We start from the raw sequence: 16389 nt of genomic DNA, 5'->3' as shown, positions 1-16389 counted from the left end.
CATGCAGGATACCAGCGCGCTCAACCAGCAGCGCCACCAGATTGGCGATGAGGAATCCGTCTGGCTGTTTGGCTACGGCTCCTTGATATGGAAAGCGGACTTTCCTTACCTGGAGCGTCGCCGTGCCGCCATTAAGGGCTGGGAACGGCGCTTTTGGCAAGGCTCACACGATCATCGTGGCACACTAGAGTCACCCGGCCGAGTGGCCACCCTGATCGCGTCGCCCGATGCGCTCTGCCACGGCATGGCCTACCGGGTCAGCGGGGAAACCCTGAAACCGTTGGATATCCGCGAAAAAAACGGCTATCTGCGAGAAGAAATCACCCTGTATTTTACCAATGGAGAGCAGGCGTCTGGCCTGGTCTACCTGGCAACGGCGGAAAACCCTGCATTTTTGGGAGATACACCGCTGGATGCCATGGCAGCACAGATTGATCGTGCCCACGGCCCTAGCGGCCCTAACCGCGATTACCTGCTGAATCTGGCCCAGGCATTGCGTGAGATGGCCGTGGAAGATCCCCACATCATGGCGCTGGAGCAACGTTTACTGACCAATACGAGACAGAACTGAAAAACTGTTTTAAAAGAAAGGGCTGAAAATGGCCCGGCGGCTAACCGCTGGGCCATTATCCCCGAAACCATCCGCACATCCGCAAAGAAAGCCGTCGCCGCTACGTCAATAACCAGGAAAGAATCAGCAGCCCCAGCACAATCCGCACAACCGCCCCGAGTAGCGAACCCCTTAGCAGCGCACGAACACCACCCCAGAGAATCCACAACCCAATCACCAATATCAGAATGCTGAAAAACGATGGGCTGATACCCAACGAACCGGCCAGACCGTTGATAAAACCTTCGAACGCGCCAAGAGAGCCATCAGACAAAGACAGAAGCCCCGTCACCAGCGCTTGAATGACCTCACCGATGGTCTCACCGACCCCTTCGAAAAATCCATTTGTCTGCATGATTAAATCGCCTGCCTTCCCCGTCGCATAAGCGGTGAACTACATCACGGTCAGGCCCGGCCTGCAACGCTATCTGGCACCGGGCAGCCAATCTTTAATGGCGGTCGGTCGTCTCTTCCACGCTCGCATCGAAGAGTTCCGGGTATTTGCGCCGCACTCGCAGCATGCGCCAGATGGTAATCGCATTGGTCACCACCACCAGTCCTTCCGCCAGCGAGCCGCCAATGGAGCCAATGAGAAGGTTATTCAGCATCCACGCGGACGCCGCCAACCCAAGCCCTACTCGCATGGCAACGCCGCGTAACAGAAACATGCTCAACGACCCGAGCGTAGCGGCGATCAGCGGGAACACATCGACCCAATGCTGCCAGGTGAGTGCCGCCGCCAGAAAATTCGCCACCAGCACAGCGGCAAGCACTTTATGGCTGCCGACGAAGCGCCGCGCCAGGACGATACGGACAATCACCAACAGCGTCAGTACAGCCGCCGTCCAGCTGGCAAAAAATATGAACTGCAGAGCAAATGCCACATTGGCCGAGATCAACAGCATCATCAGGCGGTCATCCTGCTTGCTGGCAAAAGCCACCAGGCAGATGACTAGCGCTACCAGGCCAAAAAACTGCCCCGCCAACAGGCTAGGGGTTAAGGTTTCAAACATCAGACACACGCTTCCTTGGAATGGCCCCGTTCACATGCAGATAGAATTTAACAAATCAATAACAAACGACGACATAAACGGTTAGAGTAAACTATAATTGGCACAAAATCGTTCTGATCAAACCGGTATTGTCCAGGTTGCATCCAGCCAATGACTGATGATGCTCCCGATGTCCGTTATGTGCGGTTCGTTATGTATTGCTAGCTATGTATTGTTCGTTATGTGCTTGGACTCCTCGAAAGGGACACCTAATGGAGAATCAACACGACGCTGTCCATTGTCTTTCAGATAGCGCCCTACTTCATCGTTATCGTGCAGCTTTTCTGCAATCTCGTGAAGCTATTATATTTTTTAAGCATGGACGTATCGACGACTGCAATCCAGCCGCCTTTACGCTGTTCGCGATTCCCGCAGACAGCGACCCTACGGCACTTGATATTGCCCACCTATCACCCGCTACTCAGCCGGATGGTTCCTCCAGCCAGGAGCAGGGCAATGCGCTGATTGCGCAGACCCTGACCCATGGCCGGTGTTTCTTCGAATGGCGTCTGTGCGACCTGAACGGCCGTATTTTCAGCGCAGAAATCATGCTTTACCGACTGGATCTTCCTGAAGAAGGAACGCTGTTACAGGCGACCATCCGCGATATCAGCGAGCGGGAAGCACAGCAGAATGCTCTTCTTCAGCGCGAGCGGGATTTGCTGGAAGCACAGCGCATTGCACGGCTTGGTAACTGGGTTTCGGATTTTGTAACAGGAGAGATCCGCTGGTGTGAGCAGATCTATGAGATGTTTGGTCGGCGACAGGGTGAAACCATCACCCACGATCTGTTTATGCAAACGATCCACCCCGAGGACCGAGACAACGTTCAGGACGCGTTTCATATCGCGCTGAAAGGCGTACCTTACGACATCATGCACCGTATTATCCGACCGGACGGTAAAATACGTACCCTACATAAACGTGGCCTGGTCGAACTCAACGATGAAGGGCGCGCTCAGCGCATGATCGGCACCGTTCAAGACATTACCGAACAAAAGCAGCTGGAAGCTGAACTGGCGCGCAACGCCATCACTGATCACTTGACAGGTGCCTATAATCGCAAACGCTTCGATGAAGAGATTGAAAAAACGCTGGCACGTCGGCGCCGCAACGGCGTTGTCAGCGCACTGATCATGCTGGATATCGACCACTTTAAACCAATCAATGACACCTACGGTCACGATGTCGGCGATGACGTGCTGGTCACCCTCACACAGCTTATCCAAAGCAACCTGCGCGTTCCCGACCTGCTTGCCCGTTGGGGTGGCGAGGAGTTTGTGATCATTTTGCCTGACACTGACATGCTCGAAGCTCGCCATCTGGCGGAACGTCTGCGACGCATGATTGAAAGCTACCGTTTCGAAGTCATTGACCAGCTCACCGTCAGCCTTGGGGTCACCACACTTCAACCGACGGATGATTCAAGGAGTTGCCTGAAACGCCTGGATGATGCGCTTTATCAAGCCAAATTCTCAGGCCGCAATCAGGTAGTGGAAGCGCCACCATTCGTTAACCATGACAGGCTTGCCGATAGCTGAAACGGATTACCCTTCATTATCCTGAATAAACGAGTCGCTTTGCCGCACTCCCCTTGGTAAGCCTCCACTTTCGTCGTAACCTTTGAAACTAGTACACATCCTGTACATTCAACAAAGGAATGACTATGGCGGCGCATCGCGCACAGCAACTGCTCACCCAGCTGGCAGCCACCGAACGGCGGCGTCTGGCAGCTGCAGTTGCCTGTGGCACGCTAGCGGGCATGCTTACCTGGGGGCAGATGCTGCTGTTTGCCTGGCTGGTCAGCGCACTGGTGGTTGCCTCACGCCCATTGGAAAGCCTGACATCGCTCTTTGTGCTGTGGCTACTTATCCTGCCGCTACGCGGTTTATTGACCTATGCGCAGGAACGGTTAAGCCAGCAGGCATCGCTGGACATTCGCCAGCGGCTGCGCGCTGAGCTTTTATCCCATTTGGCTGCTTTAGGGCCCGTGCGCCTGGCCAGTTACCATTCGGCATCGCTGGCGTACCAGCTGGTTGAGCAGATTGAAGCACTGGACGGCTACTTTGCCCGCTTTCGCGTACAGATGTGGCTCGCCCTTCTGTTGCCACTGGGCATTCTGATGATCACCCTGAGCCTTGACTGGCTGGCCGCGCTTTTCCTGTTACTTTCCGCACCGTTAATTCCGCTGTTTATGGCGCTGGTCGGCATGGGGGCAGAGCGCCTTAACCGCGACCAGTTTGCTGCCGTTGCCCGCCTTTCCGGCCACTTTATTGATCGCGTACGCAGCCTGACCACGCTTCAGCTGTTTGGCCAGACCGCCAGTGCCCGTGAAAGTGTCCATCTGGCGTCTGAGGGTTATCGCGTACGCAGCATGCGCACGTTACGTCTGGCGTTTCTGTCATCGGCTCTGCTGGAATTTTTTGCCTCCGTGGCGATTGCCGTTATCGCGATCTACATTGGCTTTGGGCTTTTGGGCTATATTGACTACGGCCCGTCGGATCAGCTCACCCTGTTCAGTGGGCTCTTGATTCTGCTCCTGGCACCTGAGTTCTTTCAGCCACTGCGCAGCCTGGCGCAGCACTATCATGACCGCGCGGCGGCACTGGGTGCTGCGGATAGTCTGGTCAAAGTGCTGGATGAAGCACCGCCCGCCAATCGGCAAATGGCAGCAACACCACCAACGCCGCCACGTCATGCCTTGTTGAGCCTGGAAAACGCCAGCGTCAGCCACCCTGAACGTGGTGTCGTGCTCGGGCCGCTATCCCTCACACTGCAACACGGTGAAACCGTTGTACTGACCGGCCCGTCCGGCAGTGGCAAATCCACGTTACTGCAGCTGTTGGCCGGCTTTGTGGATGCCGGAGACGGCAAGCGATACACCTCCGACGACTTGCGCTTTGCCTGGATGGATCAGCGCCCGTTACTGATTCAGGGCACCCTGGCAGATAACCTGCGCCTCGCCGCGCCGCAGGCCAGCGATGATGCCCTGCGGGAAGCACTGGAAAAAGCCCACCTGAGTTCCCTGATCCGCCAGTTACCCCACGGCATCGAGACGCCCATCAGCGAACGTGGCGTGGGGCTTTCCGGCGGCCAGGCCCAGCGCCTGGCACTGGCACGTGTGTTTCTCTCTGCAGCGCCATTAGTGCTGCTGGATGAGCCTACGGCCAGCCTGGATGAAGCCACCGAAAAGGCGGTGATGAGCGCGCTGGAAACCCTGCATCAAGAGGGCCGCACCCTGGTGATTGCCACCCACCATCCAGCGCTGATGGCACTGGCTAGCCGTCACTGGCATATCGAGCAGGGCAAACTCAGCGAACGGGCAACCCCCACGGAGGCCAGCCATGACGCCAACTGAAGGGTTGATCACCACGCTACGCCCCTGGCTGAGTGCGCTATCCAGACGCCGGGCCAGATTATGGCTGGGCGCCCTGCTGATGCTGCTGACGCTGCTTTCTGCACTTGGTTTGCTGGCCGTTTCCGGTTGGTTTATTACCGCGACCGGCATTACTGGCTTATTGTTGGCGGCAGGCATCGCTGCCAGCCTGGATGTTTACGTCCCCGGCGGCGCCATTCGCTTTTTTGCCGTCAGCCGGACCGTTAGCCGCTATATCGAGCGCATCTATAATCACGACACCGTGCTGCGCCTGCTGGCCGACTTACGCTCTCAACTGTTTGGTGTGCTGTCTGAGCTGGACGGTCATAGCCTCGCAAAACGCCGCGCCAGTGACTGGCTTAACCGCCTGACGGCGGATATCGACACCCTCGATAGCCTCTATTTACGCCTGATGGCCCCGCCCTCCGTAGCACTGCTCGCGATTCTGCTGCTCAGTGGCGGGGTGGCGATTTTTGTACCACAGCCCGGGTTACTGCTCGGTGCTTTCCTTCTGCTTGGCTGGTTATGGCTGACACTCGGGCAGGCGCGACTCGGCATGAGAGCCAGTGAACGCCATGTGCATCAGCTGGAAGCACTGCGCAGCCGTACGATTGAGCATTTGCAGGGGCTTGCCGAACTGGAAGCCTACGACGGGCTGGCGGATCATCGTCACAAGCTAATTACGATTGAACAGCAGCTGCAGCGCGGCCAGCGCCAGTTGGGCCATTTTTCCGCCATGGGTAATGCCCTGCAGGCCTGGCTGGTCAGCGCGGCGACCCTGATGACGCTGTGGCTGACCGCGCTTGCCTGGCAATCAGGCAGCATCAGTGGTGCTGTCATGGTGATGTTACCCATGACGGTACTGGCCATGAATGAAGCACTTGGTGCACTGCCCGCCGCCTTTACCTGGTTGGGTGCCACCAAAGGCGCGGCTGCCCGGCTGAATCAACTGAATGCCCAGCGGGTGAGCTATCCGGCAACACCAAGGGTTCAGCCAAACCATGCCCGAACGCTGACGCTTGACGCGGTGAGTGTCTATTACCCCAACGCCCTGCTGCCAGCGCTAGATACCTTGTCATTGACACTCAGCCCCGGCGAACGCCTGGCTGTTGAGGGCACATCCGGCTCAGGCAAATCCACGCTGGCTGGTTTGATCAGCCGTCAACTGTCACCCAGCGAGGGCAGCATCACGCTAGGCGGCATCGACCTGGCCGCGTGGCCGGAAAGCGAACTGCGCCAACGGGTAGCGGTACTGACCCAGCATAGCGAACTGTTTGATAACAGCCTGGCCGCGAACCTGCGCATTGCCTGCCCCGAGGCAGATGACGACGCACTCTGGCAGGCACTGAAACACGTCGAGCTCGCCGACTGGGCTGACACGCTGCCCAATGGCCTGCGCACGCGTGTTGGTGAAGGGGGTCGTCAGCTGTCGGGTGGCCAGGCACGACGAGTGGCATTGGCACGGCTGTACCTGCGTGACCCCGACCTGGTCCTACTGGACGAGCCTTTTGCCGGTGTCGACGAGGCAACGGCAGCGCGGCTGTCACAGCAACTGGACACCTGGCTGGAACACCGCAGTGTTATCTATCTGGTACACACCAGTGTGAAACGTTCTGCATTGGGCGATAGCCCTTACTTACCACGCATTACCCGTCACCTGACGCTGGAGGCCAACTGAACTCACCATCGGCACTGCGACAATACGCCGTGCCAAAAACGCAGGTTAAACGCTGATAGGCGTCTTGGTTTACTTTAAAATATATTTAACGCAATAAACTTATTCCAAAAAGAAATAATTGCATCGGTTTTCCCTAGAAAACAGCTGGAGGTCATCATGGACCTAGATCCGCTATTGTTATCCAGGCTGCAGTTTGCCTTTGTGGTTTCTTTTCATGCCATTTTTCCGGTGTTTACCATCGGGCTGGCATCCTATATTGCCGTACTTCACGGCCTTTTCTACAAGACGGAAAATCCCGCCTGGGACCGGCTTGCACTGTTCTGGACCAAGGTGTTTGCGGTTGTCTTCGGCATGGGCGTGGTCTCAGGCATCGTGATGTCATTCCAGTTCGGGACCAACTGGAGCAACTTCTCGCTGGCGACCTCCAACTTCCTGGGGCCCGTGCTCAGCTACGAGGTCGTCACGGCGTTCTTCCTGGAAGCGGCCTTCCTCGGCGTGCTGCTGTTCGGGCGTCACAAGGTGCCTGAAGGCGTCCATCTGTTTGCCGCTATCATGGTAGCGGTGGGCACGTTCATTTCTTCGTTCTGGATTTTGTCTGCCAACAGCTGGATGCATACACCAGCCGGGTTCGAGCTGATTGATGGGCGTTTCCATATCGTTTCCTGGATGGAAGCCATCTTTAACCCGTCGTTCTGGTACCGCTTTACCCATATGGCAATGGCCTCCTTCCTGACCGGTGGTTTCGTGGTGGCAGGCGTCAGCGCCTGGTTCCTGCTCCGCAAGCGCGACGTGGAAGCCAACAAGAAAGCGTTGTCCATGTGCCTGTGGCTACTGCTGTTGCTGGCACCTGCCCAGGCGGTTGTCGGCGATTTCCACGGCCTTAATACCCTGGAACACCAGCCAACCAAGGTCGCTGCCATGGAAGGGAACTGGGAAACCGGCACCAATGTGCCACTACTGCTGTTTGCCATCCCTGACAAGGACAGCCAGAGCAACCTGTTTGAAATTGGCATTCCTAATATGGCCAGCATCGTGCTGACCCACAGTGCCGACGGTGAAGTCCCTGGTATCAGTGCCGTCCCGGTAGAGGAACAGCCACCGGTGGCTATCGTCTTCTGGGCGTTTCGTACCATGGTTGCCCTGGGCTTTCTGATGATAGGTGTGGCGCTCGCCGGGCTCTTCCTGCGCCGCCGTGGCCGGGTGTTCGAAAGTCCGCTCTACCATAAAGTACTGGTCGGCATGATTGCCTCGCCTTTCATTGCGGTACTTGCTGGCTGGATCGTGACGGAAGCCGGCCGGGCACCCTGGTTAGTCTACGGTGTGATGACTCACGCCGAAGGGCTGACACCGTCTCTGACCGGTGGTATGGCGCTGTTTACGCTGATCGGCTATGTCGCGGTATATAGCGTGGTCTTTATGGTCGGGATCTATTATCTGACCCGTGTCGTACGCCAGGGCATGCTGGAAAAACCGGCAGAAGTCAGCGGCGAAGTCGAACGTCCGAAGCGCCCGTTCTCCGCCGCCCATACGCCGTTCGATGACGATATGGACAACGCCACTGAAGGAGCAAACGCATGATTAACCTTGATTTAGCCCTTATCTGGGCAGGTATCATCGGTTTTGGTGTCATCATGTACGTCATTATGGATGGCTTCGACCTGGGCTTGGGGATTCTCTACCCCTTCGCCCCGGACGAAGAATCCCGCGATGTCATGATGAATTCCGTGGCACCCGTCTGGGACGGCAACGAAACCTGGCTGGTATTGGGGGGTGCCGGGCTGCTCGGCGCTTTCCCGCTGGTCTATTCTGTTTTTCTTCCCGCGCTGTACATCGGGGTCTTTCTGATGCTGGCAGGGCTGATTTTTCGCGGCATCTCGTTCGAGTTCCGCTTCAAATCATCCAAGAATCGCCACTGGTGGAACCGCGCATTCTGCTGGGGGTCTGCGGTTGCTACCTTCGCACAGGGTGCCGTGGTGGGCGCTTATATTCAGGGCTTTGCTGTTGAAGACTTTGTTTATGTCGGCGGTGCCCTGGACTGGTTGACACCCTTTACCGTCCTGACCGGACTCGGCCTGATGGCCGGATATGCACTGTTGGGCGCTACCTGGCTGATTCTCAAATCTGAAGGGCACGTCCAGCAGTGGGCCTACCGCATTACACCAACGCTATTGTTTGCCGTGCTGGTTGTCTTCGGCATCGTCAGCCTGTGGACACCGCTGGTCAGCCTTGAAGTGCGTGAACGCTGGCTCAGCCAGCTCCATTTGATCTGGATCTTCCCGATTCTGGCATTGGTGTGTTCGGCCGTGCTGTATCGCGCCGTCAAGCGCCAGAAAGAGGGGCTGCCATTTGTGATGGCGCTGGGGCTGTTCATCTTCACGTATCTGGGTCTGATTGCCAGCAAGTGGCCGGTGATTGTGCCGCCCAACTACACCATCTGGGATGCGTCGTCCGCGCCTGAATCGCAGCTGTTTCTGCTGATTGGCATGCTGTTCGTCATTCCCATCGTGCTGGCTTATACCGCCTGGTCCTACTGGGTATTCCGCGGCAAGGTCAAAGTGGGTGAAGGCTACCATTGATCTGCCGTTGTTAATTCTCCTATCTGGCGGAAACGTCAGTTTTGGGCGCCCTCGTGGCGCCCTTTTTTGGCTCCGCCCCCACCAAAAACCCCGCTTATAACCTGACACTATCCACTCGATAAACTTGCAGCGCTTGTTTATATAATAAAAAGAGCTAAGATTATAATATAAATAAAGATTAGCCATTTCCTTGAGAGCGGCCCAGCCGCCCTCGCGGTTTCACCGCAAATGCTTCAGGAGGCCGACATGCAAAGGTTTTCTCTCTCTCGCAGTCATGACACTAACACCCCTGACGTCGCTGGCTTTTTCGAGCCGCGTACGTTTAGCGTGCAATACATTGTCAGTGACCCTGCCACGCATAAGTGCGCTATCATCGACCCTGTGCTTGATTACGATGAGAAATCTGGCGCAACCGCGACGCATCATGCCGATGAGCTACTTACTTATGTCGCAGAGCAGGGGCTTGAGGTGGAATGGATTCTCGACACTCACCCCCACGCCGATCATTTTTCTGCTGCCCACTATCTGAAAGAAAAAACCGGTGCGCCGACGGCGATTGGCAATTGCGTCAAGGAAGTGCAGGCGCTATGGAAAGACATCTATCACTGGCCCGATTTCCCTGCCGATGGACGTCAGTGGGACCGCCTGTTCAGTGAAGGGGATACCTTCAAGGTGGGCAACATTGATGCGCAGGTGATGTTCTCACCCGGCCATACATTAGCCTCAATCACCTACGTTATCGGCGATGCGGCGTTTATTCATGACACGATTTTCCAGCCGGATTTCGGTACCGCCCGTGCGGATTTCCCCGGTGGCAGCGCCAAATCGTTATGGGATTCCATTCAGGCAATTCTCACACTGCCGGACGATACCCGCCTGTTCACGGGCCATGATTACATGCCGGATGGCCGTGAGCCGCAGTGGGAAAGCACGGTGAAAGAGCAGAAAAGCGTCAACCCACACCTGGCTGGCGTCAGTGAAGGGCGTTTCATTGAACTGCGCAATCAGCGCGACAGTGAACTGCCCATGCCCAAGCTGATTCTGCATGCCTTACAGGTCAATACCTGTGGTGGACGCCTGCCGGAACCGGAGGCCAATGGTAAGCGCTATCTGAAAATTCCCCTGGATGCACTGGAAGGAGCCGCCTGGGAGTAACCACCCAAGGCACCATGGCAATGGGTTATATTGAATGTCACCACGACATCCTGTCGCGGTGACTGATAATAAGGAGATCCCTTGAATATTCACGAACTCGAACCGGGCTTTGCCATCAGTGAAGCCATTACCCCGAATGACCTTGAAGACGTCGCCAGGCGTGGCTTTAAGTCCGTGATCTGTAATCGCCGCCCCGGCGAAGCTGACGATCACCCAGACGATGCCACTTTAAGCGCTAAAGCCAGGGCGTTAGGTATCGAATGGCGCTGCATTCCCGTCACACCGGGTGAATACAGCGAGGCTGATATCGCCGCCTTTGGCAATGCACTGGATAACCTGCCGACGCCCATTCTGGCCTTCTGCCGCAGCGGCAAACGCGCGATTCACCTGTGGGCACATGCCAAAAGCCAATCGCCCAGCTGCGATATCCCCAGCTTGCTGGCGGCGGCGCGTCAGGCAGGGCATGATCTTGAAGACCGCCGTGCCCTTCTCGAACAAACAGCGGCGAAGCAACGCTGAGTCAATCTGCTCGGTGCTGCTCTGGCCAGCTTCGTCAGCGCATTTTGAGTGCGCCCAGGAGACTTCATGCCGGTCGATATCTCGCTTTGGTTCGTGTTCTTCGCCGCGATGATAACGGCGCTGGCGACCGGGCTGGGGGCACTACCCTTTCTGTTCGTGAAATCTTTCAGTGCCCGATGGCTTAGCCTTTTCAACGCGTTAGCTGCAGGTTTAATGTTAGCTGCCAGCCATAGCCTGGTCAGCGAGGGAAGCCGCGACGCCCCTTGGCTGACGTTGGCAGGTATGGCAATAGGTCTGGCTCTGGTTATTATTTCAGACTGGAGCATCCAACGCCGAGGCGCCCCTGATGTCAGCGAACTCCACGGAGCCAATGCACGCAAAGCCCTGTTAATTCTTGGCATTATGACCATTCACTCCTTTGCTGAAGGAGTGGGCGTGGGCGTTTCTTACGGTGGTGGCGAGTCCCTTGGGGTATTTATCAGTGCTGCAATTGCCGTGCATAACATTCCCGAAGGCTTAGCCATCAGCCTGATATTGATTCCACGCGGCATGTCTGTCCTAAAGGCTGGCAGCTGGAGCATTTTCACCAGTTTGCCGCAACCATTGATGGCCGTTCCCGCCTTCCTGTTTGTCACCTGGTTTACGCCTTTCCTTCCCATCGGCCTGGGCATTGCCGCCAGTGCCATGATGTGGATGGTGTTCTCTGAAATTCTTCCAGATGCACTGGAAAATGCCTCCCCCAGCTCAGTGGCAACCACCGTCGTGCTGGCATTTTTCGCCATGTATGCCTTCCAGCACGCCATCCACTAAGCCAGCGTCTTCCTGCCAAGCGTCTGCCCAAGACGTTTGTCCATGCGACAAAACGCCATCTTTTTTTTACCCCATACTGGTCTATTTTAAATATGACATAGTTATTTATTTATTCTTTTATTGAATAAAAAATACCTGAGTCAAAGAAACCTCGCCTGTTACGTAGTGCCTTGCCGCTCACATTATTCAGGGCTCCCCTGGAGCGACTCGGTCGACCCGGATGTTGCCTGGCATGCAGACAAATAAGCCAGACCTGACGAGTTCCATCCCTTTTTGTTTCACCTGATTTTTATTTGCTGACTGGAGAAATTATGCGCCTTACATTGATTGCAACTGCCACACTGGCGGCAACCGCCGCTTTGTCAACTTACGCTATCGCCGATAATCATGGTGATCACGCTGAGACCACAGATCAGGCACTGATGATTATCACCAGTGATGCTATTGAAACGCAGAGCATGGCCCTGATTCTGGGAAATGCCATGCGCCAGCAAGGCACCGACCTGCATATTCTGCTCTGTGATGCCGCAGGCGACCTTGCCGTTGAAGGGTATGCCAGCGACGCGCCGATTAACACACCGCCCGGCAACCCCATGGAAAAACTAGCTCCGGAAGGCCTGTTGAAAATGATGATGGGTGAAGATGTTTCAGTTGATGTGTGCGCCATCTACCTGCCCAACACCGATTATGCAGAAGATGACCTGCTTGAAGGTGTTGGTGTTGCTGCACCAGGCCCAATGGCAGAGATGATGCGCGATCCGTCGATTCCCGTTTTCTCTTTCTGAACGACCTTCAACTCGGTCATTGCTCCTATCTTGCCCGGCCTGAATGCCGGGCAATTCCTGTGCTTCTCACCTTATTTTATTACGACTAAATACGACTAACACGACGGCAGACTTGAGCTATTATTAATTATAACAATATATCCATATGTTATTTAAAAACCCGTTTTGGAGTCCGCCATGAAAAAATCCTCTATGACACTCAGCCGCCGTCAACTGCTTAAGGCAGGCGCAGGTTTAAGTGCCAGTGGTCTACTCTATACCAGCGCACTGCATGCCAATACCATCGATACGCAAGCAAGAATCGTGGTGATAGGTGGCGGGGCTTCAGGCATGGCCATGGCCAATCGCCTCGCCACCAAGCTGCGCGGCGGCAGCATTACCCTGATTGAACCGCGCGACACGCATCACTATCAGCCTGGCTGGACACTCGTTGCCTCCGGCGTATGGAACCCAGAAAAAACCATGCGCCCCAATGCGGACTTCGTACCTCAAGGCATTCACTGGATACGCCAGTATGCCGCTGGTATTGATGCCGAGAATCGCCGCGTTGATCTCGCCAATGGTGAAAGCCTCGAATACGACTACCTGGTGGTTGCTACGGGCCTGCAGCTTAATTATGACCTGATTGACGGCATGTCAGCCGACCTGGTGGGTCAACACGGTATCGGTAGCGTTTATGCCAGTATTGAAGGCGCAAGCCGTACTCGCCAGGCCATCAAGGGCTGGATTGACAGCGGTGAAGGTAAGGGCATCTTTACCGCGGCCCCAACGCCGGTAAAATGCGCCGGTGCCCCCTTGAAGATGACGTTTACCACGCTGTCTCATCTGGAAAACAGTGGCCACCGAGAAGCCTTTGATGTGGATTATATATCCCCCGGTGCCGGGCTCTTTTCACAACCCTGGGTTGATCAGTTCGTTAAGCAGCGTTTTGATGAGCAAGGTGTTAACCGCCGCCACCACTATCGCCTATCTGCCATCGACGCTCAGGCCAAACAGGCAGAATTCACCTTTGTTGGGCCAGACAGCGAGTTCACCTCACACCACGAACTGCGCGAGGCCGAGTACCAGCGCGACGGTCTGCCAACGGTCATTGCCGACTATGACTTTATCCACGTCGTGCCGCCAATGAGCGCCCCGGATTTTATCAAGCAAAGTGACCTGGTTGCCAAAGAAGGCCCTTTCAGAGGCGAATGGCTGGATGTGGATATCCACACCCTGCAGCACAATCGCTACCCGGAAGTGTTTGGCATTGGTGATGTGATTGGCGCCCCGATCAATAAAACAGCCGCCAGTGTTAAAGCTCAGGCGCCTGTTGTGGAAGCCAACCTGTTAGCGGCCATTCAGGGTAAGCCTTTGAATGCTCGCCATAATGGCTATACCTCCTGCCCGATGATTACCGGTATCGGCAAAGCCATGCTGGTTGAGTTTGGCTACGAGGATGAGTTTGCCTTTATGCCTTCCTTCCCGTTCATCGACCCCAAGGACGAATCCTGGGCCGTCTGGGTAATGAAAGACTACATGCTGCAACCCGCTTACTACGCCGTGCTTGAAGGCCAGGCATAACAGGAGGTCGTCATGACAATCACCAGTATTCTTACCGTTTTGATGTATGCCCTGGCGCCTTTCGTCTGGCTGATCGTTGCCGGTATTGTGGTTCTTGTGGTGCTGCATTTACTCGCCTATATGCGCGGCTATCAGATCACAGAGTACCGTTGTATGCTGGCCACTATCGTAGCTGTATTGATTGGTCTTTCGGCTGTGTTCTGGGTGCCTTGGCTAACCCATTCGCAATTTGCCTATATCACCACCGTTTTTGACTGGATTGCCGTCGTTGGTAGTGTTATTGGTGCCTTTGTGGTGGCGTTCCTGTTACTCCACCCGTTGAGCTACCTGGTAAGAGACCGGTTAGCCGAGTGATGTGTTGTGTGTTGATATGACCGAACAGCAGAGAAAATCCTGTCGGCAATAACAGCACTGTTCAAGCGATTTCTATACTCAGCCGCACAGCATCAACCCTGAGGGTTGGTGCTGTGCCTGGCACAGCTGTCTACTGGGTGCCGGTTGAGTTGATCAGCTTGAATGCCTGGCCGATCAGAGCACTGCCCTGGCCAGCCGGGTCCTGGCGAATCAGGCGTTCCTGGTTGCCGATTTCTGCAAACAGTGAATCCATGCTGTTATTGATCACGTAGCTTTCCAGGTCCAGGTCGGGCCCATTGCCAATCGGTAGCTGCTCATATATCGCCAACATGGACTGGTATTGATCGTAAAATCCGGTCTGCTGCAGATTGCTTTGCACAATCGGCGAGAAACGCTCACGCAATGTTGCTTCAGTACTGGTACGAAAATACTGGGTCGCAGCAGTATCGCCACCGCGAAGGATGCCCATGGCGTCATCCACGCTCATTTCCTGCACTGCGGTTTTGAAGACTGGCGCCGCTTCCGCAACAGCCTGCTCGGCTCCGCGGTTCATGGCATTCTGCACCGGGTCGACATACTGCCCCATGCCGAATTGACGCAGCGTGTCGGCAATCTGTTGGCCTGCACCGGGCAGGGGCATATTAAAGGCACCTTGAGTGGAAAGACTCTCGGTCGCCCGATCCGTACTTAATGCCAACGCCTGCTTGATACCACTGGCCAGGCGGGATGAATCCTGTGCCCCAGAAGCCCCGGCAATTTGCGTACCGGCATTCAGTAATGGCCCCATCGCGTCCATATTCTGGCAACCGCTGGTTATCACCATAACGCCGGCTAACGCTAACCATTTCTTCATTCTGCTCTCCCTGTCTTTAATAACTGTCTTTATCAACTGTTGTCATTAGCATCACCGTTACCATGGTACGGCATTGTCTTTTGTCTTGTTCAAGGCAATCGTAAACGTTTCTGAAGACGTTTCTATTAAGCACAACGTTCGGTGACTGGTTCCCCAACGGCAGCGTTGAGAAACGCCATCAACTCATCACCGTGACGCGCCAGGCTGTCGGTTAGGTCATGCCCACCCGGCACCACGCGCAACACAGCGTTAGCGCCGCCCTTCTCTGCGAGGTGCTGAGCATCACTCAGCGGAATAACCTCATCGTCTTCGCCGTGTACCAGCAATACCGGGCAGCGGATCAACGGCAAGGTTGTCAGCGGCGCAATATCATCAAAACGGTGGCCGATGACGTTTTCCACATAGCGGATCACGTACCAGCCAAGAGGGAAAAACGGCAGGCCTTTGGCAGCCAGCCAGCGGCGCATCATGCCATCCGGATGAGCAAAGCTGCTCAGGCTGACCACGGCAACAATATCGTCTCGCCGTGAAGCACTCAGTAAGGTCGCGGCGGCACCCACCGAGTGGCCAATCAAGGCGGTCGGCAACGGTGCCTGATGGCGCTTCAGCCAATGCAGTGCCGCCTCAATGTCTTCAGCAAAGCGCGGCATGGAAGAAAATGTATCGCTGTCGCTGTTACCGTGGTTGCGTACATCAATCAGCAAGACGCTCCATCCTGCTGCCATCAGCAAAGGGGCCAGGGGCAGCAAGGTTGCCCGGTTAGCACCCCAGCCGTGGGTGATCACAACTTGCCCCCGTGGCGTCTTTACCGGCAGCCACCAGGCTTCCAGCATGCGCTTACCCTGGGTCGTAAAATGAACGGTTTCTCCTTCCAGCCCAAACGCTGACAACACATCACCCACCGCTTCACGGGGTGCCGCCAGTTCACGGTGCAGACGACGATGAAAACGCCGCTGGAGTGCCACGCCCAACGCCAGGACGGCGGCCAGAAGCCCTGCCCCATATAATCCAATCACCACTTCCCTCCCCCTCCTTGCCAGGCGCGTTAACGCTGCAGC

16 protein-coding genes are annotated in these 16389 nt (G+C 55.8%); 12 read left to right on the top strand and 4 right to left on the bottom strand.

The window, feature by feature from the left end; translation table 11 throughout:
- Position 1 precedes the first annotated feature (1 nt).
- On the top strand, positions 2-571 hold the full coding sequence (locus ACU6TU_RS00850) for a gamma-glutamylcyclotransferase (RefSeq protein WP_447142722.1): 570 nt from the start codon (positions 2-4) through the stop codon (positions 569-571).
- 100 nt (positions 572-671) lie between these two features.
- Here the strand turns inward: ACU6TU_RS00850 and ACU6TU_RS00845 are convergent, their stop codons facing one another.
- Entirely contained in the window at positions 672-965 is a 294-nt protein-coding gene (locus ACU6TU_RS00845) for a hypothetical protein (protein WP_447142721.1), read from the bottom strand.
- A 94-nt stretch (positions 966-1059) separates the two neighbouring features.
- The gene (locus ACU6TU_RS00840; RefSeq protein WP_447142720.1) at positions 1060-1623 is read right to left on the bottom strand and encodes a YgjV family protein; all 564 of its coding nucleotides are present in this window, start codon (positions 1621-1623) and stop codon (positions 1060-1062) included.
- A gap of 251 nt (positions 1624-1874) precedes the next feature.
- On the opposite strand from ACU6TU_RS00840, the gene ACU6TU_RS00835 reads away from it, so the two are divergent.
- The 11 genes from ACU6TU_RS00835 to ACU6TU_RS00785 all read left to right on the top strand — a co-directional run bounded on the left by ACU6TU_RS00835 (position 1875) and on the right by ACU6TU_RS00785 (position 14478).
- The gene (locus ACU6TU_RS00835; RefSeq protein WP_447142719.1) at positions 1875-3203 is read left to right on the top strand and encodes a sensor domain-containing diguanylate cyclase; all 1329 of its coding nucleotides are present in this window, start codon (positions 1875-1877) and stop codon (positions 3201-3203) included.
- A gap of 125 nt (positions 3204-3328) precedes the next feature.
- A complete protein-coding gene (gene cydD / locus ACU6TU_RS00830) occupies positions 3329-5020 on the top strand; it encodes a thiol reductant ABC exporter subunit CydD (protein ID WP_447142718.1) in 1692 nt (563 codons plus the stop codon).
- Positions 5007-6716 (top strand): thiol reductant ABC exporter subunit CydC, encoded by a 1710-nt coding sequence (gene cydC / locus ACU6TU_RS00825; protein ID WP_447142717.1) that lies wholly within the window; start codon positions 5007-5009, stop codon positions 6714-6716. Before cydD ends, cydC begins: the two co-directional genes overlap by 14 nt.
- 156 nt (positions 6717-6872) lie before the next feature.
- Positions 6873-8294, top strand: a complete 1422-nt coding sequence (locus ACU6TU_RS00820) for a cytochrome ubiquinol oxidase subunit I (RefSeq protein ID WP_447142716.1) — start codon at positions 6873-6875, stop codon at positions 8292-8294.
- Positions 8291-9292 (top strand): cytochrome d ubiquinol oxidase subunit II, encoded by a 1002-nt coding sequence (locus tag ACU6TU_RS00815; protein ID WP_447142715.1) that lies wholly within the window; start codon positions 8291-8293, stop codon positions 9290-9292. Before ACU6TU_RS00820 ends, ACU6TU_RS00815 begins: the two co-directional genes overlap by 4 nt.
- Before the next feature lie 246 nt (positions 9293-9538).
- The gene (locus tag ACU6TU_RS00810; RefSeq protein WP_447142714.1) at positions 9539-10447 is read left to right on the top strand and encodes an MBL fold metallo-hydrolase; all 909 of its coding nucleotides are present in this window, start codon (positions 9539-9541) and stop codon (positions 10445-10447) included.
- An 81-nt stretch (positions 10448-10528) separates the two neighbouring features.
- The gene (locus tag ACU6TU_RS00805) at positions 10529-10966 is read left to right on the top strand and encodes a TIGR01244 family sulfur transferase (protein ID WP_447142713.1); all 438 of its coding nucleotides are present in this window, start codon (positions 10529-10531) and stop codon (positions 10964-10966) included.
- 66 nt (positions 10967-11032) lie between these two features.
- Entirely contained in the window at positions 11033-11776 is a 744-nt protein-coding gene (locus ACU6TU_RS00800) for a ZIP family metal transporter (RefSeq protein ID WP_447142712.1), read from the top strand.
- Between the two features lie 311 nt (positions 11777-12087).
- Positions 12088-12561 (top strand): hypothetical protein, encoded by a 474-nt coding sequence (locus tag ACU6TU_RS00795; protein WP_447142711.1) that lies wholly within the window; start codon positions 12088-12090, stop codon positions 12559-12561.
- 177 nt (positions 12562-12738) lie between these two features.
- A complete protein-coding gene (locus tag ACU6TU_RS00790; protein ID WP_447142710.1) occupies positions 12739-14124 on the top strand; it encodes an NAD(P)/FAD-dependent oxidoreductase in 1386 nt (461 codons plus the stop codon).
- Positions 14125-14136: 12 nt separating this feature from the next.
- On the top strand, positions 14137-14478 hold the full coding sequence (locus tag ACU6TU_RS00785) for a DUF5368 family protein (RefSeq protein ID WP_447142709.1): 342 nt from the start codon (positions 14137-14139) through the stop codon (positions 14476-14478).
- A 130-nt stretch (positions 14479-14608) separates the two neighbouring features.
- On the opposite strand, the gene ACU6TU_RS00780 is transcribed toward ACU6TU_RS00785, so the two are convergent.
- Complete coding sequence (locus ACU6TU_RS00780) at positions 14609-15331, bottom strand: DUF4197 domain-containing protein (RefSeq protein ID WP_447142708.1); 723 nt, start codon at positions 15329-15331, stop codon at positions 14609-14611.
- 125 nt (positions 15332-15456) lie between these two features.
- The gene (locus ACU6TU_RS00775; RefSeq protein WP_447142707.1) at positions 15457-16347 is read right to left on the bottom strand and encodes an alpha/beta hydrolase; all 891 of its coding nucleotides are present in this window, start codon (positions 16345-16347) and stop codon (positions 15457-15459) included.
- Between the last annotated feature and the right edge of the window lie 42 nt (positions 16348-16389).

This window comes from Halomonas sp. LS-001 (genome assembly GCF_052983955.1).
The sequence above is the reverse complement of the archived record's forward strand: the minus strand, read 5'-3'. Positions and strand labels throughout refer to the sequence as shown.